We start from the raw sequence: 22,221 nt of genomic DNA, 5'->3' as shown, positions 1-22,221 counted from the left end.
GTATTGGAATGACGGGCCGGGGTTCCAATATGTCAAGTCATGGCGGCCCGCCTACTGCAGAAACGATAGGAGTGCACCATGGCTGGCGCTCTGCGCAAGACAATGATCTATCTTGGGCTCGCCGACGGCGATGAACACTACGAATCTGAGCAGTCCGTCGCCGCGCACCACGACGAAGAACGCCCCCAGGCACAGGAACGGGAAGAGCGACGCGCGCCGGCTCCCGTCCGGGAAGTTGTCCGTGAAATGCCCCCAGTTGAGGTCGAAGAGGAATACCGCGCACCCGTGACACCCATTAAGCGTGCGGCGTCCAGCCGCGAAGATGCCTCGGGCTTGAGGCAGATCACCACCGTTCATCCCCGCTCCTACAATGACGCCAAGGTCATCGGTGAGAGCTTCAGGGACGGCATCCCCGTCATCATGAATGTCACCGACATGGGTGAGGCCGATGCCAAACGCTTGGTGGACTTCTCCGCCGGATTGGTCTTTGGCCTGCACGGCAGCATCGAGCGGGTTACCAACAAGGTCTTCCTGTTGTCGCCGTCGTATGTTGAAGTCATCGGAGATGACAAGAAGGCCAGCGAAACGCAGGCCAGCTTCTTCAACCAGAGCTGACAACAAGCTGTTAAGCAGATGCCAGGTGGGTCACCCTGCCTGGCATCTGTGTTGCAATAGTAGGGACCGATCGACGTTCCGGAACAAGTGGGAGATCTGAGCTAACTCGTGGGCATTGTTTTCGGCCTTATCTATATCGTGCTGTTCCTGTTCTTCATCGCCCTGATCATCCGCCTCGTTTTCGAGTGGGTTCAGATGTTTGCCCGCCAGTGGCGGCCGCGCGGTGTGGCATTGGTAACAGCACACGTGGTGTACTCCGTCACGGATCCGCCCTTGGCAAGGCTCCGGCGGCTGATACCGCCACTCCAGCTGGGCGGAATATCCTTGGATTTGGGCTTCCTGATCCTGATAATCGCCGTGAGCATCGCCATGGCTATTACCAACAACCTGGCGTAGCCGCCCGCGGAACCAGGGCCACCGATGGTCCACAGGCCGCAAATTCGCCAATTCAACACGATGGTGTTGAATTGGAGGAAACAGATGATATTTAGGTACCGTAGTTTTGAACGGCCGGAAGGCCTACTGACTAACTAGACCAACGAGGTGACCAGATGGCTTTGACGCCAGAAGACGTTGTCAACAAGCGCTTTCAGCCGACCAAGTTCCGCGAAGGCTACGACCAGGACGAGGTAGATGACTTCCTCGACGAGATCGTGGTGGAACTGCGCCGCTTGAACCAGGAGAATGACGAGCTTCGCAAGAAGCTCGGCGAAGCTGGTTCCGCTGTGCCTGCTGCAACCGCCGCGGCTCCGGTCGTCGAAAAGGTTCCGGCTCCCGTCAAGGTCGACAAGGAAGCTGAGGCGAAGGCAGAAGCCGAAGCCAAGGCTGCCGAAGCTGCCAAGAAGAAGGAAGCCGAGCAGGCTGCCGCAGCTGCGAAGGCTCCGGCCGCAAGCAACAGTGTGACTCCCTCCGCTGAATCCGCTGCCGGCCTGCTTGCCATGGCGCAGCAGATGCACGACAAGCATGTCGCCGATGGTGCGCAGCAGAAGGAAAAGATCATTGCCGAGGCTCAGATCGAGGCTTCCAGCCTCGTCAACGACGCCCAGGAGAAGTCCCGCAAGATCCTTGGTGCCCTCGAGCAGCAGCGTTCGGTCCTGGAGCGCAAGGTTGAGCAGCTCCGTGGCTTCGAGCGTGACTACCGTTCACGCCTGAAGGCCTACATCGAAGGTCAGCTGCGCGATCTGGATGCCCGTGGCTCCGTTGCCGCCCCTGAGGTCGGCGAAGCAACCGCAGACGTTTAGCAAGTATTCTGAAAGCCGGTGGCTGAGGACTCCTCGGCCACCGGCCTTTGCTTGTTAAAGACCAAGGCGGACAACCGCGCCAAGAAGCAGCCCGCCACGCCTCCGGAATGAAAGCACTATGACAGACGACCTTAGCGACGACGCCTCGCAGGCTGCGCCCACCGCGCGGCGGAAGTGGCGTCCGGCCATGCTCTGGCTCTTTGCCGGCTTCGCCGCGTTCGCGTACACGTTTGACCAGCTCACCAAGCTCTGGGTGACCAGCACCATGACCGAGGGGGAGCGTATCCCGGTCCTGCCCCCACTGCTGCACTGGTACTACATCAGGAATTCCGGCGCAGCATTTTCCATCGGCGAAAATGTGACGTGGATATTCACCATCGTCATGGCGGCTGTCTCCGTGGCGATTCTCTTCCAGCTTCGTAAGCTGGGATCGGCCTGGTGGGCGTTGTCCCTGGGCCTGCTTTTGGGCGGTGCCCTTGGCAACCTGACCGACCGGTTGTTCCGCGAACCCTCTTTCGCGATGGGCCACGTTGTCGACTTCATCCAGTTGCCCAATTTCGCCATCTTCAACATTGCTGACTCAGCGGTGGTATCCGGCGTCGTCATCATCTGCCTGCTCACCCTGCGGGGGATCGGCATGGACGGAAGCCGGCACGTGGCAGCCAAGCCTGCCTCGGACAGGAAGCCGGCCGGTGGGAGTGGCGCCGGTGAGTGATTCCGTCGTCGTACCCGACGAACTGGCTGGCGTCCGTGCCGATGCCGGGCTGGCCCGGTTGCTGGACATCTCCAGGTCCGCCGCAGCACTGCTGATAGCTGAAGGCAATGTCACCAGTGGTGGTGCTGCCTTGGGCAAATCGGCAAAGCTTACTGCAGGCGCCGTGTTGGACATCACGGTTCCCGAGCGTCGTGACCCCCTGGAAGTGGTGGAGGAAGTTGTGGAAGGCCTGAAGATCCTGCTGGACGATGAGGACTTTGTTGTCATCGACAAACCTGTGGGAGTTGCAGCGCACCCCTCTCCGGGCTGGGTTGGGCCGACGGTGGTTGGCGGCCTCGCGGGTGCCGGTTATCGTATCTCCACCTCCGGCGCCACTGAGCGGGCGGGCATCGTCCACAGGCTCGACGTCGGGACCTCCGGTGTCATGGTGGTGGCGAAGACTGAGCACGCCTACACGGTGCTGAAGAAGGCCTTCAAGGAACGTACCGTCGAGAAGGTCTATCACGCCGTCGTGCAGGGCCTGCCCGACCCGCTGGTAGGCACCATTGATGCGCCCATTGGCCGCCACCCCGGCCATGACTGGCGGTTCGCGGTTATCGAGGACGGTCGGCCGTCCGTCACCCACTATGAGGTTTTGGAGGCCTTCGGCAAGGCGACCTTGGTCGAAGTGCACCTGGAGACGGGTCGCACCCACCAGATCAGGGTCCACTTCTCCGCTTTGCGCCACCCGTGTGCCGGAGATCTCACCTACGGGGCCGACCCCCGCCTGGCCGCGACCCTTGGATTGACCCGGCAATGGCTGCATGCCCGCCAGCTTGGCTTCACCCACCCTCGCACGGGCGAATGGGTGGAGGTTGTCAGCGACTATCCGGCCGATCTCCAGTACGCCTTGGACCTTCTGGCAACAGGGTCCGCCTAGCCCGGGACGGTAGACTGTCGTGGTGACTTCCAGCAATGATTCGTTCGTCCACCTTCACACCCACACCGAATACTCCATGCTGGATGGAGCGGCCCGGCTGGGGGAGTTGTTCGACGAAACTGAGCGCTTGGGCATGCCGGCCTTGGCCACCACGGACCATGGTTACCTCTTCGGCGCCTTCGACTTCTGGCGCAAGGCCACGGACAAGGGCATCAAGCCGATCATCGGCGTCGAAGCCTATGTAACTCCCGGGACGGCGCGCGGCGACAAAGAACGCGTCAGGTGGGGCGACGAAAGCCAGCGCAAGGACGACGTCTCCGGTGGCGGTTCCTACACCCACATGACGTTGCTGAGCTACAACAACGTGGGTATGCGGAACCTGTTCCGGGCCTCCTCCATTGCCTCCCTGGATTCTGTCTTCGGCAAGTGGCCCCGCCTGGACCGGGAGCTGCTCAACACCTACTCCGAAGGACTCATTGCCACCACGGGATGCCCATCGGGTGAGGTGCAGACGAAGCTTCGCCTGGGGCTCTACCGGGAGGCCGTGGAAGCCGCCGCGGAGTTCCGGGACATCTTCGGCGCGGAAAACTATTACTGCGAGTTGATGGACCACGGCCTGGACATTGAAAGGCGTGTCACCGGAGACCTGCTCCGCCTGGCGAAGGAACTTAACCTCCCCCTGGTCGCCACCAACGACCTCCACTACACCCACGAACACGACGCCAAGGCGCACGAGGCCTTGCTGGCCATCCAATCCGGTTCCACGTTGCTTGAGCCTACGTACGACAACGGCGGTTCGCGCTTCGCCTTCTCGGGCAGTGGTTACTACCTGAAATCTCCGCAGGAAATGCGGGAGCTGTTCCGTGACCATCCCGAAGCCTGCGACAACACGCTCCTGATCGCGGAGCGTTGCGAAGTGTCCTTCAACACCGGCGCCAACTACATGCCCCGCTTCCCTTGCCCGCCCGGAGAAGACGAAACCTCCTGGCTGGTCAAGGAGGTCGATGCGGGACTGAAGTACCGGTACCCCAACGGAATCCCGGACAAGGTACGCAAGCAGGCCGATTATGAGCTCGGCGTCATTACGTCCATGGGCTTCCCCGGATACTTCCTCGTGGTGGCCGACTTCATCAACTGGGCCAAGAACAACGGCATCCGCGTAGGTCCGGGCCGTGGTTCCGGTGCAGGCTCCATGGTGGCCTACGCCATGAGGATCACCGACCTCGACCCGCTCCAGCACGGCCTGATCTTCGAACGTTTCCTTAACCCCGACCGCGTTTCCATGCCCGACTTCGACGTCGACTTCGATGATCGTCGCCGCTCGGAAGTGATCGACTACGTCACCAAGAAGTACGGTGACGAACGCGTGGCGATGATCGTGACCTATGGAACCATCAAGACCAAGCAGGCGCTGAAGGACTCTTCGCGTGTGCTTGGTTACCCGTTCAGCATGGGCGAGACGCTGACCAAGGCCCTTCCGCCTGCCGTCATGGCCAAGGACATCCCCCTCGCGGACATCCAGAATCCCGAGTCAAAGCGTTACAGCGAGGCGGGGGACTTCCGCCAACTCATCGCCACTGACCCCGAGGCCGCCAAGGTCTTCGAAACTGCGCTTGGCATCGAGGGCCTGAAGCGCCAATGGGGTGTCCACGCTGCCGGCGTGATCATGTCCTCGGATCCCATCATCGACGTCATTCCGATCATGCGCCGGTTCCAGGACGGCCAGGTCATCACCCAGTTCGATTACCCCACGTCCGAGGGCCTTGGCCTGATCAAGATGGACTTCCTGGGCCTGCGAAACCTGACGATCATTTCGGACGCCCTGGAAAACATCAAGATGAACCGGGGCATTGAACTGGACCTCGAGACACTTGAGTTGGACGACGCAGCGTCCTACGAGCTTCTGGCCCGCGGCGACACCCTGGGCGTGTTCCAGCTCGACGGCGGTCCCATGCGGTCGCTGCTGAAGCTCATGAAGCCTGACAACTTCGAAGACATCTCCGCAGTCCTTGCCCTGTACCGGCCAGGTCCCATGGGCGCCAACGCCCATACGGACTACGCCTTGCGCAAGAACGGCATCCAGGAGGTCATCCCGATCCACCCGGAGCTTGAGGAACCGCTCAAAGAGATCCTGGGCGGCACCTTCGGCCTGATCGTGTACCAAGAGCAGGTCATGGCCGTGGCGCAGAAGCTGGCCGGCTACTCGCTGGGCCAGGCAGATATCCTTCGGCGTGCCATGGGTAAGAAGAAGAAGTCCGAACTGGACAAGCAGTTCGCCGGGTTCTCCCAAGGCATGCAGGACAACGGCTACTCCATGGAGGCCGTCAAGACCCTGTGGGATATTCTCCTCCCGTTCTCCGACTACGCCTTCAACAAGGCGCACTCGGCCGCGTACGGGGTTATCTCCTACTGGACGGCCTACCTGAAGGCGCACTACGCGCCGGAGTACATGGCCGCCCTCCTGACCTCGGTGGGCGACGACAAGGACAAGTCCGCGATCTACCTCAACGAGTGCCGCCGCATGGGCATCACCGTGCTGCCGCCGGACGTCAACGAATCGTCCTTGAACTTCACCCCGGTGGGCCAGGACATCCGCTTCGGCATGGGCGCCATTCGCAACGTTGGCGTCAACGTCGTGGACGCGATGGTCTCCACCCGGGCGACCGAGGGGAAGTACACGTCCTTCAAGGACTTCCTGCTGAAGGTCCCCGCCGTGGTCTGCAACAAGCGGACCATTGAATCGCTGATCAAAGCCGGCGCCTTCGATTCCCTCGGCCACCATCGCAGGGCCCTGGCGATGGTCCACGAAGAAGCCATCGATTCGGTCATTACGCTCAAACGCAATGAGGCCATCGGCCAGTTCGATCTCTTTGCCGGGTTTGAAGACCAGGAGCCGGAAGCTTCGCTCACCACGGAGATTCCCGATCTTCCCGAATGGGACAAGAAGGACAAGCTTTCCTTCGAACGCGACATGTTGGGCCTGTACGTGTCGGACCACCCCCTGCAGGGGCTGGAGGGGGTCCTCAGCCAGCACGCCGAACAGTCCATTGCGTCGATCATCGCCGAGGACGGACCGCACGACGGCGCCATTGTCACCATTGCGGGGATGATCACCTCCTTGAGCAGAAGGATCGCAAAGGCCAGCGGCAACGCCTACGCCCGGGCGGAGATCGAGGACCTTGGGGCGTCAATGGAGGTCATGTTCTTTGGCCAGGTCTACGGGCCTATCGCCTCCGTGCTGGCTGAAGACTTGATCGTAGTGGTCAAGGGCCGCCTGCAGCGGCGGGACGATGGCGCAGTGACCCTGAACTGCATGGAACTCTCGGTGCCCGATCTGAGTGAAAGCGTCAACGGCCCCGTGGTCATCACCATCCCCACGTTCAAAGCCACTGAAGCAGTGGTCACGGACCTGCGGGATGTCCTCCGCACGCACCGGGGGAATTCAGAGGTCAGGCTGAAACTGATGGGCGACACCAAGGTAGAGGTCATGGGATTGCCCGTGCATCTTCGGGTGAATCCCAGTCCTTCGCTCTTCGGAGACCTCAAGGTCCTGCTTGGGCCGGCCTGCCTGGACCATTGAAACCAAGGCAAGCCGGGTCCCCGTGCCGCTGCACCTCCGCTGGGCCGCGCTAAATTTCGTAGTATAGCGGAGCCGGCTGGCTGTAGGCGCCGCTGTGGTACAGCAGCGGTGCACCGTCTCCGCCCACCTGGCCATCCACGACCTCCACAACGACCACTGCATTGTTCTCAAAAGACAAGCGCATCTGGATCTTGCCGACCAGCCACCCGCTGACGTCCTTGAGGATCGGCACGTCGTGGGGACCTGGTTCCCAATGATCGCCTTCGAAGCGGTCCCGGGTGCGGGCGAACCTGTTGGCCAATGCCTGGTTTTCGAGCCCGAGCATGTGGACGCCGATGTATTCCGCGTTTGCCACGGCCGGCCATGAACTGGAACTCCTGGCCATGTTGAAGGTGAAGCGGGGTGGCTCGGCGGACAATGACGCAACGGACGTCGCGGTAAATCCGAAGGGTTTGCCGTTGAGATTGGCCGTGATGATGGCAACTCCGGCGGCGTGCCTGCGGAACATTTCCCTGAAAGTCTGTTCAAAGCCGGATGGTTCGCTTGCCACGGTGGTGTTCTCCTGGGGTGGGCTCGTACTCTTCTCCCAGAGTATTCCTCCCGGGCGCCGGTTCCCTCTTTTTGCCGGGCCAGCGTAAACCTTTGTTAATCTGGGTTGCATGACCGAGCCCCTTGTGAACCTTCCGACTGTTTCCCAACCGGCTCCGGCCCCCGGATCACGCGCGGGAAGGGACTTCCTTTGGCTGGTTCTGCCTGCGGTTGCCGGACTTGTCGTCGGCCTGTTGTGGTGGCTGATGGCTCCGGGCGGTCTCAATCTCATTTCCGGAAATCCCGATCTGTCGAACCCTGACAACCCCTCGTCATGGCTGCCGCGCGACCTGGTCCTGGCGGCCCTCATGCTGGTGGCCGGGTGCGTCGTGGGGCTCCTGCTCGACGGAAAGCTCGAAGGAGCGGCCGCGCGGCGCCGGTTGGTATACGCACTGCTGGGAGGTGTGGCGGGTGCGCTCACCGCTTGGCTTACCGGCCTGCTCGCGGCACAGCTGTGGGGTCCTCCGCCCAACCCGAGCCTTGGCCCGGGGTACGGCTTTACCCTCCGGTCCTATGCCGTGCTGTTGCTGTGGACCGGTGCGACGTCCTTTGTCACCTTCGTCCTGTCACTGTTCGGGGTTCTTTCCAAGAAGCCCGTAAAATAGCCGGGTGACCACTTCCTCCGATACTTCCGCCCCAGCCGCCCTTAACTTCCGGAGCATTGACTTCCGGGGCCGCCGCCTGTCCCTGGCGGAGCTCCGTGCAGCTGTTCCCAGGGCGCGCCATCAGACCATGGCGGACGCGGAACAGAAGGTCCAGGACATTATTTCCGCTGTCCGCACCCGCGGCTTCAGCGCGCTGACGGAGCTGGCCAGTAAGTTCGACGGCGTGGAACAGTCCCACCCCCGGGTGTCTCGGGAAGCGCTGGACGAGGCCCTGGCCGGGCTTGATCCGGATGTACGGGCGGCACTGGAAGAGTCGATCAGCAGGGCCCGGCAGTTCGCCGACCGCCAGCGCCCCGCCAGTGTGGACGTATCCCTCGGAGACGGCGCCGTTGTGAGCCAGAACTGGATCCCGGTAGGCCGGGTGGGTCTCTACGTGCCCGGCGGTCTCGCTCCCTTGGCTTCCTCCGTCATCATGAACGTCGTTCCCGCGGTGGCTGCCGGCGTCGAATCCATTGCCCTGGCGTCACCGCCGCAGAAGGACTTTGGCGGACTGCCGCACCCCACGATCCTCGCGGCAGCCAAGCTTCTGGGCATTGACGAGGTCTATGCCATCGGTGGCGCGCAGGCCATCGTCTCGTTTGCCTACGGCATCCCGGGTTCCGGGGATGAACTGCCCATCGAGCCCGTCGACGTCGTTACTGGCCCGGGCAACATCTTCGTCGCCACGGCAAAGCGCCTGGTCAAGGGTGTGGTGGGCATCGACTCGGAGGCGGGAACCACGGAGATCGCCATCCTCGCCGATTCCACCGCGCAGCCTCCACTGGTGGCGGCGGATCTGATCAGCCAGGCCGAGCACGATCCCAAAGCAGCTTCGGTCCTGGTGACCGATTCCGCGGAGCTGGCTGACGCCGTCGTCCGTGAGCTGGAACGGCAAGCCCTCCAGACCAAGCACAGCGCCCGTGTCCTGGAGGCTTTGTCCGGCCCACAGTCGGGCGTGGTCCTGGTGGATGACCTTGAGCAGGGGATCGCGGTCTGCAATGCGTATGCCGCGGAGCACCTGGAAATCATGACGGCGGATGCCGCAGCGGTGGCTGCCCGCATCCACAACGCCGGAGCGATCTTCGTCGGGGATTACAGCCCGGTCAGCCTGGGCGACTACTGCGCCGGATCCAACCACGTGCTGCCCACCAGTGGCACAGCGGCGTTCTCTTCCGGGCTGAACGTGACCACCTTCCTGCGCGCAGTGCAGGTGATCAACTACAACCGCGAGGCCTTGGAACAGGTCAGCGGGCACATCGTCAGCTTGTCCGGGGCGGAAGACCTCCCGGGCCATGGAGATGCTGTCCGGATCCGCTTTCAGTAGAGCGATAACCACTACATATAAGGGTGCCCACCACAACATGTAGTAATTACAAGCTTGTCATTATCGCGGGTACCTACGTAAACTGGTGCCGGAAGTGAATCTTCCGGCACCTTTTGCGTATCCGGCGACTTGCCGGTTGGCCCACGTGCCGGAGTTGTCAGGGGAGGCCCAGCGTGTATTGTCCGTTCTGCCGGAATCCTGATTCCCGCGTCGTCGACAGCCGAATGGCGGACGACGGCTCTTCCATCCGCCGCCGCCGGCAATGCCCCGAGTGTGGCCGTCGCTTCACCACCGTGGAAACTACCAGCCTCTCCGTCATCAAGCGCTCAGGCGTCGGTGAACCGTTCAGCCGCATCAAGGTGATCAGCGGCGTCCGCAAGGCCTGCCAGGGGCGGCCTGTCACAGAGGACGATCTCGCCATGCTCGCGCAGGAAGTGGAAGAGAACATCCGTTCTTCCGGGGCCGCCGAGATCGATGCCCATGAGGTGGGGCTCGCCATTCTTGGTCCGCTCCGCAAACTCGATGAGGTGGCCTACCTCCGCTTCGCCAGCGTCTACCAGGCCTTTGAATCGTTGGAAGACTTCGAGTCCGCCATTGCCCTGCTTCGCCACGAACATGTTGGCCACGCGAAAGCAGCCAGCAAGCAACCCAAGGGCACCGAGGCGAGCCAACTCTAGCTCCGGTGGCGGCAGCGGAGGGGAAGCCGCAGCCGCCACCGGCACCACATCCCGCGGGGGATCAGCGTCCTGTTTCCACGGGCGCGTCCACCAAGGGGCCGATCAGATTGCCCGTGACGGCCGCATTGTTGATAACGGCCGTCACGGATCCCCACCTGCGCGCTTCATCGAACAAGCGTTCGACGTCGGTTGGGCAGCTGACATCGGCCTCGACAGCGTGTGCCCTGCCGCTTGCCCCGACCATGGACAAGCTACTTGGCGAGTTTGTGGTGCAGGGCAACTTCCAGGGCTGCGCCAACAATGCCCGCGTCGTTCTTCAACTTTGCCGTGACGATCTTGGTGCGGAGGTCCAGGTGGGGGAAGTACTCGTCCGAACGCTTGGAGATGCCGCCGCCCACGATGAAAAGTTCGGGGGAGAAGAGGAACTCCACGTGCTGGAGGTAGCGGTTGAGCAGCACGCCGTACTCGTCCCAGCTGAGGCCGTCGCGTTCGCGGGCGACGGCGGACGCCTTGGTCTCGGCGTCGTGTCCGTCCACCTCAAGGTGGCCGAGCTCGGCGTTGGGGACCAACTGGCCATTGAAGATGAACGCTGACCCGATGCCCGTTCCGAGGGTGATCACCAGGACCGTGCCGTCGACACCTTCGCCCGCGCCGTAGCGTGCTTCGGCGAGGCCTGCGGCGTCGGCGTCGTTGATGACCTCGACAGGACGGCCCAAGCGGTGGGTGAACTTCTTGTCGATGTCGGTTTCGAGCCAGGATTTGTCAACATTGGCCGCTGAATGGACCACGCCGTGCTGGATGATGCCTGGAAAAGTAACGCCCACGGGGGAATCCGCTGCCGGCGCGTCGGGACGCTTGGACAGTTCCTCAACGATCTCGGCAACGACATCGGCGACGGCCTCGGGCGTGGCCGGCTGCGGGGTGGGAACCCGGAAACGGTCGCCAATCAGCTTGCCCTTCTTCAGGTCGACGATGCCGCCCTTGATTCCGGTACCGCCGATGTCGATACCGATCAGCGGCGCGTTCTTGTGGGTCTTCTCATCCTTCTTGGACAATGCATTTCCGATCATGGCAGGAGGGGATGGGCAGGGCACAGCCAGCCGGGCTGTGTGGACCTTCCGGAGAGCTTAGGGAAGGGTCAGGATTTCCGCGCCGGTCTCGGTGACCAGCAGCGTGTGTTCGAATTGGGCCGTTCGTTTGTGGTCGCGGGTGACAACTGTCCAGTCGTCAGCCCACATGTCCCATTCGATGGTGCCGAGGGTGAGCATGGGTTCGATGGTGAAGACCATGCCCGCCTCTATCACGGTGTTGTATGCCGGGGCTGCGTCGTAATGCGGAATGATGAGGCCTGTGTGAAAGGCTTCGCCCACGCCGTGGCCAGTGAAGTCCCGCACCACGCCATAGCCGAAGCGCTTGGCGTAGGACTGGATCGCCCGGCCGATTACGTTGATTTCGCGGCCCGGGGCCACGGCCTTGATGGCCCGGTTGAGCGACTCCTGCGTACGCTCAACCAGCAAACGGGACTCTTCGTCCACGTCGCCAACCAGGAAAGTGTAGTTGGTGTCCCCATGGACGCCGCCAATGAACGCGGTGATGTCGATGTTCAGGATGTCCCCGTCCTGGACCACCGTGGAGTCGGGGATGCCGTGGCAAATGACCTCGTTGAGGGAGGAACAGAGGGACTTTGGAAAGCCCCGGTATCCCAGGGTGGACGGGTAAGCCTGGTGGTCGAGGAGGAACTCATGGCCGACCTTGTCCAGTTGGTCCGTGGTGACACCTGGCTGAATGTGCTTGCCGACTTCGACGATCGCTTGTGCCGCGATCTTGCTGGCCTTGCGGATCTTCTCGATGGTCTCCGGTGACTTGACCTCTGAGCCGGTGAACTTCGCCGGCGCCTTCTTCCCGACGTACTCGGGCCGGGGAATCGACGCGGGGACGGAGCGTTCAGGGCTGATGGTTCCCGGGGTGAGGGCGCCAATGGGTGCGGTCGAAGCAAGAGAAGGCATAGATTGATCATATAAGGCACGCACGAGACGTAAGTAACAATGTGCGGCAAGGTCACTGTGACCGCGCCAACGTTACGCGTCCAACGGCCCGAGCCAGGAGGAGGAGACGTGACGGAGTACTGGTACAACGTCAAGACGCACGAGATCGAAGAGGACGCCATGTCCGATTGGACCCAGCTGATTGGCCCGTATAAGACCCGGCAAGAAGCCGAGCACGCCTTGGAAAAGGTCAAAGCACGCAACGACGCCTGGGATGCCCAGGACGACGATTAGGCCAGCCTCGACCGAGGCCTGCGCCGTTTGTGCCTCCAGGCTAGAAGGAGTGTTCCGGCCCGGGGAACTGCCCGGACCGGACGTCCTGGCCATAGGCGGCCGCGGCGTCGGTCAGGGTAGTGCGCAGGTCGGCGTATTGCTTGACGAATTTCGCCATCTTTCCGCCCCGGAGCCCGGCCATGTCCTGCCACACGAGGACCTGTCCGGTGGTTTGGTTCCCTGCGCCGATGCCCACTGTCGGTACCCTCAAGGCAGCGTCAATGGCAGCCGCCGCTTCCGCGGGGACCATCTCCATGAGCACACTGAAGGCGCCGGCGTCCTGGAGGGCAACCGCGTCATCGATCAAGCGCTTCGCGTCATCGCCCCGTCCCTGCACACGGTAGCCGCCCAGGGAATGCTCACTCTGTGGGGTGAAGCCGATATGGGCCATGACAGGGATACCGGCTTGGACCATGGCTTTGACAGTCTCGGCGTAGTACGCGGTGCCCTCAATCTTCACTGCATGCGCCAGGCCCTCTTTCAGGAAGCGCACGCCGGTGGCTACGGCTTGGCCGGGGGAGACCTCATAGCTGCCAAAAGGCAGGTCTGCCACGACCAGTGCCCGCTTGGCGGCCCGGCTTACGGCGCGGGTCAGGGGAAGCAATTCGTCCACGGTAACGGGCAGGCTGGTCTCATTGCCGAAGACATTGTTGGAAGCGGAGTCGCCCACCAGGAGGACTTCGATTCCGGCCTGGTCAAAAATCTCTGCCGTGTACTGCTCGTAGGCGGTCAGCATGGCGAAACGTTCGCCGTTGTCCTTGGCCTGCTGGAGGTGGTGGATCCGTATCCGGCTGACCGGCTTCCTGCCTGCCGCCGGGGGCGTCTGCGGACCGCTTCCCGGGCCGCTTCCGTAGGGGGCGGGAACCTCGGCAGGCGTGCTGGACTCAGGAAGATTGATCGGGGCCATGGATAGAGCCTAAGCGGTGCCGACGGCGGCTGCCAGCACTGTGCCCAGCGTCACCTTATGTAAACGGTGTGTTACGCACAGCTACTGCTGCGGCATTAGCAGTGAACTCTTAGTAGAGTGAAGGCTGAGCTGCCGTGGCTTCGATTCAATGAAACCTGCGGCGTTGACACCGAATCGGGAAAGAGGCCCTATGGACCGCCAGCAAGAGTTCGTTCTGCGGACAATCGAAGAGCGTGACGTGCGCTTCGTACGCTTGTGGTTCACCGACGTCGTTGGTTCGCTCAAATCGGTGGCGCTGGCGCCGGCCGAAGTTGAAGGCGCTTTTGAAGAGGGCCTTGGCTTTGACGGCTCTGCAATCGAAGGCCTTGCCCGAGTGTTCGAATCCGACATGCTGGCGCAGCCGGATCCCTCCACTTTCCAGATCCTGCCTTGGCGCGGTGAAACCGAACAGACCTCGAGGATGTTCTGTGACATCCTGACGCCGGACGGCGAACCGTCGGCCGCTGACCCGCGCAACGTCCTCAAGCGGACCCTGGCCAAGGCTGCGGACATGGGTTTCACCTGTTACACGCACCCCGAAATCGAGTTCTACCTGCTCAAGTCCAAGGACCTTGGCCCCGATGGTGCCCCGGTTCCCGTGGATGAGGGCGGATATTTCGACCACGTCCCCGGTGGCGTTGCCCAGGACTTCCGGCGTACCGCAGTCACCATGCTCGAATCTGTAGGCATCTCCGTTGAGTTCAGCCACCATGAAGGCGGACCGGGCCAGAACGAGATCGACCTGCGCTACGCAGATGCCCTCCAGACGGCGGACAACATCATGACGTTCCGTACGGTCATTAAGGAAGTTGCGCTCCAGCAAGGCACCTACGCCACCTTCATGCCCAAGCCCTTCACCGACCACCCGGGTTCGGGCATGCACACGCACTTCTCGCTGTTCGAAGGCGACACCAACGCTTTCTTCGAAGCAGGCGCGGAATTCCAGTTGTCCAAGACTGCACGTCAGTTCATCGCGGGCATTCTCAGGCACGCTCCGGAGTTCACTGCTGTCACCAACCAGTTCGTGAACTCCTACAAGCGGCTGTGGGGCGGCGGCGAAGCGCCGAGCTACCTGAGCTGGGGACACAACAACCGTTCTGCACTGGTACGCGTGCCGCTGTACAAGCCCGGCAAGGGCCAGTCGGCACGTATCGAATACCGCGGTATTGACTCGGCCACCAACCCATACCTCGCATATGCCGTGTTGCTTGGAGCGGGTCTGAAGGGCATCGAAGAAGGCTATGAACTTCCCGCCGCCGCAGAGGACGACGTCTGGTCGCTGACCACCGCGGAGCGCAAGGCCATGGGGCACGCGCCATTGCCTGCCAGCCTTCACGATGCCATCCGCGCCATGGAGGAATCCGAGCTCGTGGCGGAAATCCTGGGCGAACAGGTCTTTGAGCACTTCCTCCGGAACAAGCGGGCAGAGTGGCAGGACTACAGGCTTCAGGTCACTCCGTATGAGTTGCAGCGCAATCTCGGCATTCTCTAGGCGGGGCCAGTGAGCCTTGCACGACGGCTCATTTCGGCCGGCTTCAGCGACCTTGAGAAGGGGCAGCGCTTCCTCGCTGCCCCGGAGCTTGAGGGCATTGACGAAGACGCGCTGTTTGCCGGACTTTCCATGGCTGCCAGTCCTGATACGGCCCTGCAGTCTTTGGTTCGTCTGATCGAGAAAAACCCCGGACTGAAGAAGCTGGCTGCAGCGGATCCGGACACCAGTGAGCCGCTGTACCGCTTGCTGGGAGCCTCGGAAGCGCTGGGGGAGTTCCTGATGCGCAGGCCCGAACACCTGGACGTCTTTGACATCCGTGTCAGCCCCGAGCCAATGCAGGCCTCGAGCGACGAGCTTCGCGCCATGTTGCTTCGCTCAGTGAAGGCGGAGCCCGGATCCCATCGGCCGGTGGCCGGCATCACCGGTCAGCCGGCCTACGCTGCCTTGCGGACGGCGTATCGCCGGGGACTTACGGAACTTGCCATCAAGGACTTGTGCGCGGCTTCGCCCCAGGATTTCATGCCCGCAGCTGGCGCCGAGCTGGCCGACCTCGCTGGCGCTGCCATTGAGGCAGCCCTCGCAGTGTCCCGGGCCGAAGCGGCCGGTCACTACGACGCAAACGAAATCGCCGACGTCGGACTCGCCGTCATCGGCATGGGCAAGTGCGGTGCCCGCGAGCTCAACTACATCTCGGACGTCGATGTCATCTATGTCATAGAGTCCGAGGAAGTGGAGGATGCGAGGGCGTCCACCATTGGTACTGCCCTGGCGTCGGGCATTTCCCGGGCAATTTCATCGTCCGCTGCCGAGCCTGGGCTGTGGGAAGTGGACGCCAATCTCCGTCCCGAGGGCAAATCGGGTCCACTTGTTCGCACGCTGGCTTCGCATTTGAGCTACTACGCCAGGTGGGCCGAAAGCTGGGAATTCCAGGCACTGCTCAAAGCCCGGACCATCGCCGGCGATCAGGACCTGGGCCAGCGTTACGAAAAAGCCGTGGAGCCCCTGGTGTGGTCTTCTGCAGGCCGGGAGGGTTTTGTCGAGTCCGTACAAGCCATGCGCCGGAGGGTTACGGACTACATACCGGCGTCCGAGGAGCAACGCCAGATCAAACTGGGTCGCGGCGGACTACGGGACGTCGAGTTCACCGTGCAGTTGTTGCAGCTGGTTCACGGCAAGTCCGATGAGTCCCTACGGTGCAAGGACACGACGTCGGCCATCGCCGCGTTGTCGGCCGGCGGCTATATCGGACGCTCGGACGCCGCAGCCTTCGACAATGCCTACCGCTACCTCCGCTTGCTCGAACACCGGATCCAGCTGTTCCAGCTGCGGCGCACGCACCTGATGCCGGTGGCTGAGGATGCCCAGCGTTTCCTGGCCAAAGCCGTGCTGGGTCCCTTTTCCCAGGAACGCCCCCATCCCGATCAGTTGATGGGTGCTTGGCAAAAAACAAAAAAGTCGGTGCGGGAGCTGCATGAGCGGATCTTCTACCGCCCGCTGCTCAACACTGCGGCCAAACTAAGCAGCGAAGAGGCAAAGCTCAGCCCGGAAGCTGCCCAGGGCCGCCTTGCAGCACTCGGCTACTTGGATCCCCAAGGAGCTTTGAGGCATATTGAGGCTCTGACCGCGGGCGTCAGTCGTCGGGCGGCGCTGCAGCGGCAGTTGCTGCCCATCCTTTTGGGCTGGCTTGCCGAAGGCGTTGATCCGGATGCGGGCCTGCTCGCTTTCCGGCGGGTCAGCGAAGCCCTTGGCACCACGCACTGGTACCTCGGGTTGCTCCGTGATTCCCAGGCCGCAGCCGAGCGCTTGTGTCAGGTCCTGGCGAACTCCCGCTTGATCTCGGACCTGCTGGAAGTCTCTCCCGAGTCCGTAGCGTGGCTGGGCAGCGACAAAGAGCTGGCCCCGGTGCCCTTCGATGCACAGTGGCAGGAAATCCAGTCCAAGCTCTCAAGGCACCCGGACCCTGAGAACGCCATGCGGCTCATCCGCTTGATCCGGCGCCGGGAGATCCTGCGGACCGCTATTGCCGACAGCGCAGGGCTCCTCGACCAGGATGCGGTGGGGATCGCTTTGGCTGAAACAGACCGGGCAGCCGTGCTGGGAGCCCTGCATGTGGCTGAGGCTGTAGTCGCCGACTCGGGCCCCTTGAAGACGGACGTCCTGGTGGTTGCCATGGGTAGGCAGGGAGGCCGCGAAATCGGCTACGGTTCGGACGCCGACGTGATGTACGTTCACCGTGCCCGCCCCGGCTTCAGTGACGCCGAGGCTCAGGAACAGGCGACGGCGATCGTCGCCAAGATTTCCAGCTTCCTCACCCAGCCGCTCAAGCCTGCCATCATGGCTGAGCGGGTGCTCATGGTCGACGCCGACCTCCGGCCCGAGGGTAAGAACGGCGCCATGGTGCGGTCCTTGGATTCATATGCGGAGTACTACCGCCGTTGGTCCCTCATCTGGGAGTCCCAGGCCCTCCTGCGTGCACGCCCGATGGCCGGCTCGGACGAACTGGCGGCAGACTTCGTCGCGCTCATCGACCCCATCCGGTACCCCGAGGAGCTCAAGGAACAGGATGTCCGCGAAATCAGGCGCATCAAGGCCCGTGTGGAGTCTGAACGACTGCCCCGGGGGGCGGACCCTGCACGGCACGTCAAACTTGGCCGAGGTGGCCTGAGCGATGTCGAGTGGCTGGTGCAGCTGATCCAGCTGCAGCATGCGGGCAAGCATCCGCAATTGCGGACGAGTTCAACGCTGGAAGCCCTTGCTGCAGCCGAGGAACTGGAATTCATCGGCAAGGACGACGCCGCTTTGCTCCGTGAGGCGTGGCGTCTGGCCAGTCGTATCCGGTCGGCCAACGTGATCGTGACCGGCCGCGCCTCCGATGTCCTTCCCTCGTCCCGCAAGGACCTTGAAGCCGTCGCGCGGTGGTGCGGGTACCCGCCTGGTAACGCCGGGCACTTCGAAGAGCACTACTTGCGGCTGAGCCGCAGGGCCAGATCCGTCTTCGAGAAGATGTTCTACGCCAATTAGGCCCGGAGACCTGTTGTGCCACTCCCATGGAAGGATGTGGAAAATGCCTGCCGATGATGATGTGTGGTTGATTCCCCTCAAAATGCTCGACGACGACGCCCGGGCCATCCAGCTAGGCGCCGTCGCGGAGTTGGCAATAGAGGAGAGCCAACGGGCTTTCGTCGGAGAGCCTCTGCGGATGATGCTTATCGCGTTGGAAGAAGAGTCGCGTTTGCCCTATGTCATCGAGTCCCAGGGAACCGCCGTCGGTGTGCTGACCCTGCAGTCCGGTGCGGCCACTCTCGCTGGCTGGCCGGATGATCATTCCGTATGGCTGCTTCGGGGATTCCTGATTGACTCTCTCCAGCAGGGCCGCGGGCTGGGCAAACTGGCGGCCGAAGCCGCAGTGGAAGAAGCCCGGAAGCTGACCGCCCGGCACCTCGGCGGGCAGACCGGCGTCGTGCTGTCCGTCAACGAGCGCAATCCGGCGGGGCTGGCCGCTTACACAAAAGCCGGCTTCGTGGACTCCGGACGCTACTTGGGCGGCAACTCAGGGCCGCAAAGGACAATGTATAAAGCCTTTCACTGACACATACTTTGCCTTCGACACTAAGGGTCCTTATAGACTTCAACTGTCACTGATCTCGAATCGGAGGGAAAGTCCATGGAATACAACGGAAGCCCGACTGAAAAAGCTGTTAAGGCCGGGGAACTGGACCGGCGCCATGTGGGTCAATCGGTCAGCTTTCAGCCCAATGACTTCACGGTGGTCTTTGGCACCATTGCCGGCATTGCGCGGACCGAAGCCCTCGTTTATTTGTCCCTCGACGGCGTGGGAGGCGGTACCCACCTGAAGGACGAGTACGACCTGCCGATCGACCACAAGGTCTACTTGCAGCTCGATCCCCTGGGGAGTGCGGAAAAGGGTCTCTCCGAGGCGGCCAGCTTCGTCAAAGAAAAACTGGATGACATCACCAAGAACCTCAGGGATCGTGAGCAAGGCAAGTCTGAATAATCCCTGCTCATGAAAGAAGGCCAGCCCCGTCCTCGCGGAGGGGCTGGCCTTCTTGTGTATGAGCCTGGGGCTTAGACGCCGTAGTAGAGCTCGAACTCGTAGGGGTTCGGGCGCAGCGACAGCGGGCGGATCTCGTTCTCGTACTTGTACTCGATCCAGGTGTCGATCAGGTCCTGGGTGAAGACGCCGCCGGCCTGCAGGAACTCGTTGTCCTCGCGCAGGGCTTCCAGGGCTTCTTCCAGGGAACCCGGAGCCTTGGGGATGTCCTTGGCTTCCTCGGCCGGGAGCTCGTAGAGGTCCTTGTCGATCGGTGCCGGGGGTTCAATGCGGTTGCGGATGCCGTCGATGCCGGCCATCAGCTGGGCAGCGAAGGCCAGGTACGGGTTGGACGAGGGGTCCGGAGCGCGGAATTCGATGCGCTTGGCCTTCGGGTTGGTGCCCGTGATCGGGATACGGATACCAGCGGAGCGGTTGCCCTGCGAGTACACCATGTTCACGGGGGCCTCGAAGCCCTTGACCAGGCGGCGGTAGGAGTTGACCGTCGGGTTGGTGAAGGCCAGGACGGCGGAAGCGTGCTTCAGCAGGCCGCCGATGTACCAGCGGGCGGTGTCGGAGAGGCCGGCGTAGCCCTTCTCGTCGTAGAACAGGGGCTCGCCGTTGCTCCACAGCGACTGGTGGCAGTGCATGCCCGAGCCGTTGTCACCGAAGACCGGCTTCGGCATGAACGTTACGGACTTGCCCCAGGCGTCAGCGGTGTTCTTGATGACGTACTTGAACTTCTGCAGGTCATCAGCAGCTGCGGTCAGCGTGGTGAACTTGTAGTTGATCTCAGCCTGGCCGGCGGAACCAACTTCGTGGTGGGAGCGCTCGACCTCAAGGCCTGCCTTGTCCAGCTCAACGCACATGGCGTCACGGAGGTCAGCCTGCTTGTCGGTGGGGGATACGGGGAAGTAACCGCCCTTGACAGGGGTCTTGTAACCGAGGTTGCCGCCCTCTTCCTTGCGGCCGGTGTTCCAGTGGGCTTCTTCGGAGTCGATCTTGTAGAAGCTGCCCTGCGGGGAGGACTCGTACTGGATGTTGTCGAAGACGAAGAATTCGGCTTCCGGAGCGAAGAACGCGGTGTCTGCGATGCCGGTGGATGCCAGGTAGGCTTCTGCCTTCTCTGCCACGCCGCGGGGGTCACGGTGGTAGGGGTCGCCCGTACGCGGGTTCACGATGGAGAAGTTCAGGGCAAGCGTCTTCTCGATGCGGAACGTGTCGATGAAGGCCGAGGTTACATCCGGGATGAGCTGCATGTCCGACTCGGCGATGCCCTGGAAGCCACGGATGGAAGATCCGTCGAAGAGCTGGCCGTGGACGAAGAAGTCCAGGTCAACGCTCTTGGCCGGCACGTTGAAGTGCTGCTGGACACCAGGAAGGTCGGTGAAGCGGATATCGACGAATTTGACGTCTTCGTCTTTGATGAACTTGAGGACTTCGTCCGCAGTCTTGAACATCTATGCTCCTTATGCATATCAAGTAACAGGCCCGGAAGGCCCCGTGGTGCAGCCCAGACCGAGGCGCGGGAAACACAAAAAAGGTCCCCCTGCCATGGTGGCTGGCAACTCATACCACCATAGGGAGATGGGATTTCCCGGGGGTGTCAGTATTGTTTCCGGCAGGTTACAGAATCATCTGTCATGTAAACGGTAGTCTGCTTCCCGGTGTCGGGTCCACGGCGGTCCGCTGGTCGAACATCCCGCCCTCTCTGTGCCTTCGGGAGCGGGCCGCCCGTCATTCCCGTGCCTGCTCCAGCGGCTACGCTTGGAGGGTGGTAGATCGAAAAGACATAGGCTCCTGGTTGAGCGGTCCGGACACCTCCGGAATCTCCAAATATCCTGGTGAAAGGCTCGGTCTGCCCGAGTCCGGTCCAGGTTCCATGGCGCGCGCGGGTCGTCGCATCCTGGGCATCGTGATCGACTGGACCATCGCATTGGTCATCAGCAACTTCGCGTTCGGCGGAAATCAGTGGGCAACCCTGGCTATTTTCGCCGTGGAACAAATATTGCTGATCGGCACGCTTGGTTACAGCGTGGGACACAGAATCGCCGGCATCCACGTGGTTCGCCTCGGCGGAGGACCGGCAGGTCCACTGGTGGCCGTAGTGCGAACCCTTTTGCTGTGCCTGGTCATCCCCGCCGTCGTTTTCGACCCGGACCAGCGCGGTCTTCACGACAAAGCAATGAACACCATCCTCATCCGTATGTGACCGCTTCGGTGTCCGTGAACCAAGCAAACAAAAACCGCCTCCGCCTCACATGAAGAGGCGGGGGCGGTTTGTTTGGTTCAGCAACCGGGCTTCAGAGATCAGCGGCCGCGTGCGGCTTTACGATCAGGGCGGGCCTTGTAGGGATCGATGCCCTTGGGGATCGGCAAGCGGTTGCCCAGCGAGTTGATGCGCTTGGACACCGCATTGACCTCCACCTTGGTGAGCTCGTTCTTCAGCTTGCCCATGGTCTTGGCCAGCTTGTTGAGCGGGACCTGTCCCTCGCCGCGGCCCGATTCCAGGACGTGGACGGTGACGTTGGGCAGGATGCGTGCCAAGCGCTTGCGCTCTGCTTCCACCAGCGGCTTGACGCGGTGCGTGGGACCTTCGCTGACCAGAACGACGCCGGGACGTCCGATTGCCATGAACACGGCATCCTGGGTACGCGGGTTGACGGCAACAGGCTGGTCCTGGGTAATCCAGCCGCGCCGAAGGGTTCCCAAGGCGGCACCGGAGGCGCCTGGTTGGTTCTCGATCTGGGCGAAAGCAGCTTTTTCCGCCCGGCGGGAAAGGATGAATACAGCTGCGAGGAGGCCCAGCGGAATGCCGATGATGAGGCCGGTGACCCAGTTTTCCAGAAGGAAACCGATCAGGAAGGCCACGGCAACCACGGCGAGGAACGCCAGCAGCATGATCCAGACAACCTGCGGATCATTTCGTCGTGTCATCTTGAAGACTTCAGCGATCTGCTTCAGCTGGCTCGGCTTCTTGGCCTTGGCTTCCTTGGGCTTGCGCTGGAACAGCCCACGCTTGGGTGCGTCGGCCGAGGGTGTCGAATTGCTGGAATCAGGGGATTTCGCCATAGTGCCTTAATTCTACGTGATGTACGCCGAAGGACCGGA

General features: G+C 62.2%; 22 protein-coding genes. 15 read left to right on the top strand and 7 right to left on the bottom strand.

Annotated elements, in window-relative coordinates; genetic code table 11:
- Positions 1-78: 78 nt before the first annotated feature.
- From PQ627_RS02995 to dnaE, 6 genes are all read left to right on the top strand, one after another.
- Complete coding sequence (locus PQ627_RS02995; RefSeq protein ID WP_144662567.1) at positions 79-615, top strand: cell division protein SepF; 537 nt, start codon at positions 79-81, stop codon at positions 613-615.
- Positions 616-723: 108 nt separating this feature from the next.
- A complete protein-coding gene (locus PQ627_RS02990; protein WP_144662566.1) occupies positions 724-1,011 on the top strand; it encodes a YggT family protein in 288 nt (95 codons plus the stop codon).
- Positions 1,012-1,166: 155 nt separating this feature from the next.
- The gene (locus PQ627_RS02985; protein WP_144662565.1) at positions 1,167-1,856 is read left to right on the top strand and encodes a DivIVA domain-containing protein; all 690 of its coding nucleotides are present in this window, start codon (positions 1,167-1,169) and stop codon (positions 1,854-1,856) included.
- 118 nt (positions 1,857-1,974) lie between these two features.
- Complete coding sequence (gene lspA / locus PQ627_RS02980) at positions 1,975-2,571, top strand: signal peptidase II (RefSeq protein WP_274258272.1); 597 nt, start codon at positions 1,975-1,977, stop codon at positions 2,569-2,571.
- Complete coding sequence (locus PQ627_RS02975; protein ID WP_274258271.1) at positions 2,564-3,490, top strand: RluA family pseudouridine synthase; 927 nt, start codon at positions 2,564-2,566, stop codon at positions 3,488-3,490. Before lspA ends, PQ627_RS02975 begins: the two co-directional genes overlap by 8 nt.
- A 22-nt stretch (positions 3,491-3,512) precedes the next feature.
- Positions 3,513-7,070: a DNA polymerase III subunit alpha gene (gene dnaE / locus PQ627_RS02970; protein WP_144662562.1), complete on the top strand. Its 3,558-nt coding sequence runs from the start codon at positions 3,513-3,515 to the stop codon at positions 7,068-7,070.
- A gap of 49 nt (positions 7,071-7,119) precedes the next feature.
- Here the strand turns inward: dnaE and PQ627_RS02965 are convergent, their stop codons facing one another.
- Entirely contained in the window at positions 7,120-7,620 is a 501-nt protein-coding gene (locus tag PQ627_RS02965) for a flavin reductase family protein (protein ID WP_337993525.1), read from the bottom strand.
- 109 nt (positions 7,621-7,729) lie between these two features.
- Between PQ627_RS02965 and PQ627_RS02960 the strand changes: the two genes are divergently transcribed.
- The 3 genes from PQ627_RS02960 (at position 7,730) to nrdR (ending at position 10,303) form a co-directional block, all read left to right on the top strand.
- Positions 7,730-8,263 carry a hypothetical protein gene (locus tag PQ627_RS02960; protein WP_144662561.1) on the top strand — a complete coding sequence of 178 codons (534 nt, stop codon included), beginning with the start codon at positions 7,730-7,732 and terminating at the stop codon, positions 8,261-8,263.
- Positions 8,264-8,267: 4 nt separating this feature from the next.
- Complete coding sequence (hisD, locus tag PQ627_RS02955) at positions 8,268-9,626, top strand: histidinol dehydrogenase (RefSeq protein WP_274258270.1); 1,359 nt, start codon at positions 8,268-8,270, stop codon at positions 9,624-9,626.
- A 173-nt stretch (positions 9,627-9,799) separates the two neighbouring features.
- The gene (nrdR, locus tag PQ627_RS02950) at positions 9,800-10,303 is read left to right on the top strand and encodes a transcriptional regulator NrdR (RefSeq protein ID WP_144662559.1); all 504 of its coding nucleotides are present in this window, start codon (positions 9,800-9,802) and stop codon (positions 10,301-10,303) included.
- Positions 10,304-10,364: 61 nt separating this feature from the next.
- Here the strand turns inward: nrdR and PQ627_RS02945 are convergent, their stop codons facing one another.
- The 3 genes from PQ627_RS02945 to map form a co-directional block, all read right to left on the bottom strand.
- Positions 10,365-10,547: an SDR family oxidoreductase gene (locus tag PQ627_RS02945; RefSeq protein ID WP_274258269.1), complete on the bottom strand. Its 183-nt coding sequence runs from the start codon at positions 10,545-10,547 to the stop codon at positions 10,365-10,367.
- Between the two features lie 7 nt (positions 10,548-10,554).
- Complete coding sequence (ppgK, locus tag PQ627_RS02940) at positions 10,555-11,358, bottom strand: polyphosphate--glucose phosphotransferase (RefSeq protein WP_144662628.1); 804 nt, start codon at positions 11,356-11,358, stop codon at positions 10,555-10,557.
- Between the two features lie 72 nt (positions 11,359-11,430).
- The gene (map, locus tag PQ627_RS02935; protein WP_144662558.1) at positions 11,431-12,309 is read right to left on the bottom strand and encodes a type I methionyl aminopeptidase; all 879 of its coding nucleotides are present in this window, start codon (positions 12,307-12,309) and stop codon (positions 11,431-11,433) included.
- A 108-nt stretch (positions 12,310-12,417) separates the two neighbouring features.
- Here map and PQ627_RS02930 point away from each other — a divergent pair, with 108 nt between their 5' ends.
- Positions 12,418-12,582: an SPOR domain-containing protein gene (locus tag PQ627_RS02930; protein ID WP_144662557.1), complete on the top strand. Its 165-nt coding sequence runs from the start codon at positions 12,418-12,420 to the stop codon at positions 12,580-12,582.
- A 40-nt stretch (positions 12,583-12,622) separates the two neighbouring features.
- On the opposite strand, the gene panB is transcribed toward PQ627_RS02930, so the two are convergent.
- A complete protein-coding gene (gene panB / locus PQ627_RS02925) occupies positions 12,623-13,528 on the bottom strand; it encodes a 3-methyl-2-oxobutanoate hydroxymethyltransferase (RefSeq protein WP_274258268.1) in 906 nt (301 codons plus the stop codon).
- A 190-nt stretch (positions 13,529-13,718) separates the two neighbouring features.
- Here panB and glnA (PQ627_RS02920) point away from each other — a divergent pair, with 190 nt between their 5' ends.
- The 4 genes from glnA (PQ627_RS02920) (at position 13,719) to PQ627_RS02905 (ending at position 19,074) form a co-directional block, all read left to right on the top strand.
- Complete coding sequence (gene glnA, locus PQ627_RS02920; protein WP_144662555.1) at positions 13,719-15,059, top strand: type I glutamate--ammonia ligase; 1,341 nt, start codon at positions 13,719-13,721, stop codon at positions 15,057-15,059.
- Between the two features lie 9 nt (positions 15,060-15,068).
- The gene (locus PQ627_RS02915; protein ID WP_274258267.1) at positions 15,069-18,080 is read left to right on the top strand and encodes a bifunctional [glutamine synthetase] adenylyltransferase/[glutamine synthetase]-adenylyl-L-tyrosine phosphorylase; all 3,012 of its coding nucleotides are present in this window, start codon (positions 15,069-15,071) and stop codon (positions 18,078-18,080) included.
- Between the two features lie 43 nt (positions 18,081-18,123).
- Entirely contained in the window at positions 18,124-18,648 is a 525-nt protein-coding gene (locus PQ627_RS02910) for a GNAT family N-acetyltransferase (protein ID WP_274258266.1), read from the top strand.
- Between the two features lie 75 nt (positions 18,649-18,723).
- Positions 18,724-19,074: a hypothetical protein gene (locus PQ627_RS02905; RefSeq protein ID WP_274258265.1), complete on the top strand. Its 351-nt coding sequence runs from the start codon at positions 18,724-18,726 to the stop codon at positions 19,072-19,074.
- A 71-nt stretch (positions 19,075-19,145) separates the two neighbouring features.
- On the opposite strand, the gene glnA (PQ627_RS02900) is transcribed toward PQ627_RS02905, so the two are convergent.
- A complete protein-coding gene (glnA, locus tag PQ627_RS02900) occupies positions 19,146-20,570 on the bottom strand; it encodes a type I glutamate--ammonia ligase (protein WP_144662551.1) in 1,425 nt (474 codons plus the stop codon).
- Positions 20,571-20,884: 314 nt separating this feature from the next.
- Between glnA (PQ627_RS02900) and PQ627_RS02895 the strand changes: the two genes are divergently transcribed.
- A complete protein-coding gene (locus PQ627_RS02895; RefSeq protein WP_274258264.1) occupies positions 20,885-21,322 on the top strand; it encodes an RDD family protein in 438 nt (145 codons plus the stop codon).
- Positions 21,323-21,420: 98 nt separating this feature from the next.
- Here the strand turns inward: PQ627_RS02895 and PQ627_RS02890 are convergent, their stop codons facing one another.
- Positions 21,421-22,182, bottom strand: a complete 762-nt coding sequence (locus PQ627_RS02890; protein WP_144662550.1) for a DUF4191 domain-containing protein — start codon at positions 22,180-22,182, stop codon at positions 21,421-21,423.
- Positions 22,183-22,221: the final 39 nt, after the last annotated feature.

The organism is Paenarthrobacter sp. AB444 (assembly GCF_028736865.1).
Lineage (GTDB): Bacteria > Actinomycetota > Actinomycetes > Actinomycetales > Micrococcaceae > Arthrobacter > Arthrobacter nicotinovorans_B.
This window is presented reverse-complemented; position numbering and strand designations above follow the sequence as displayed.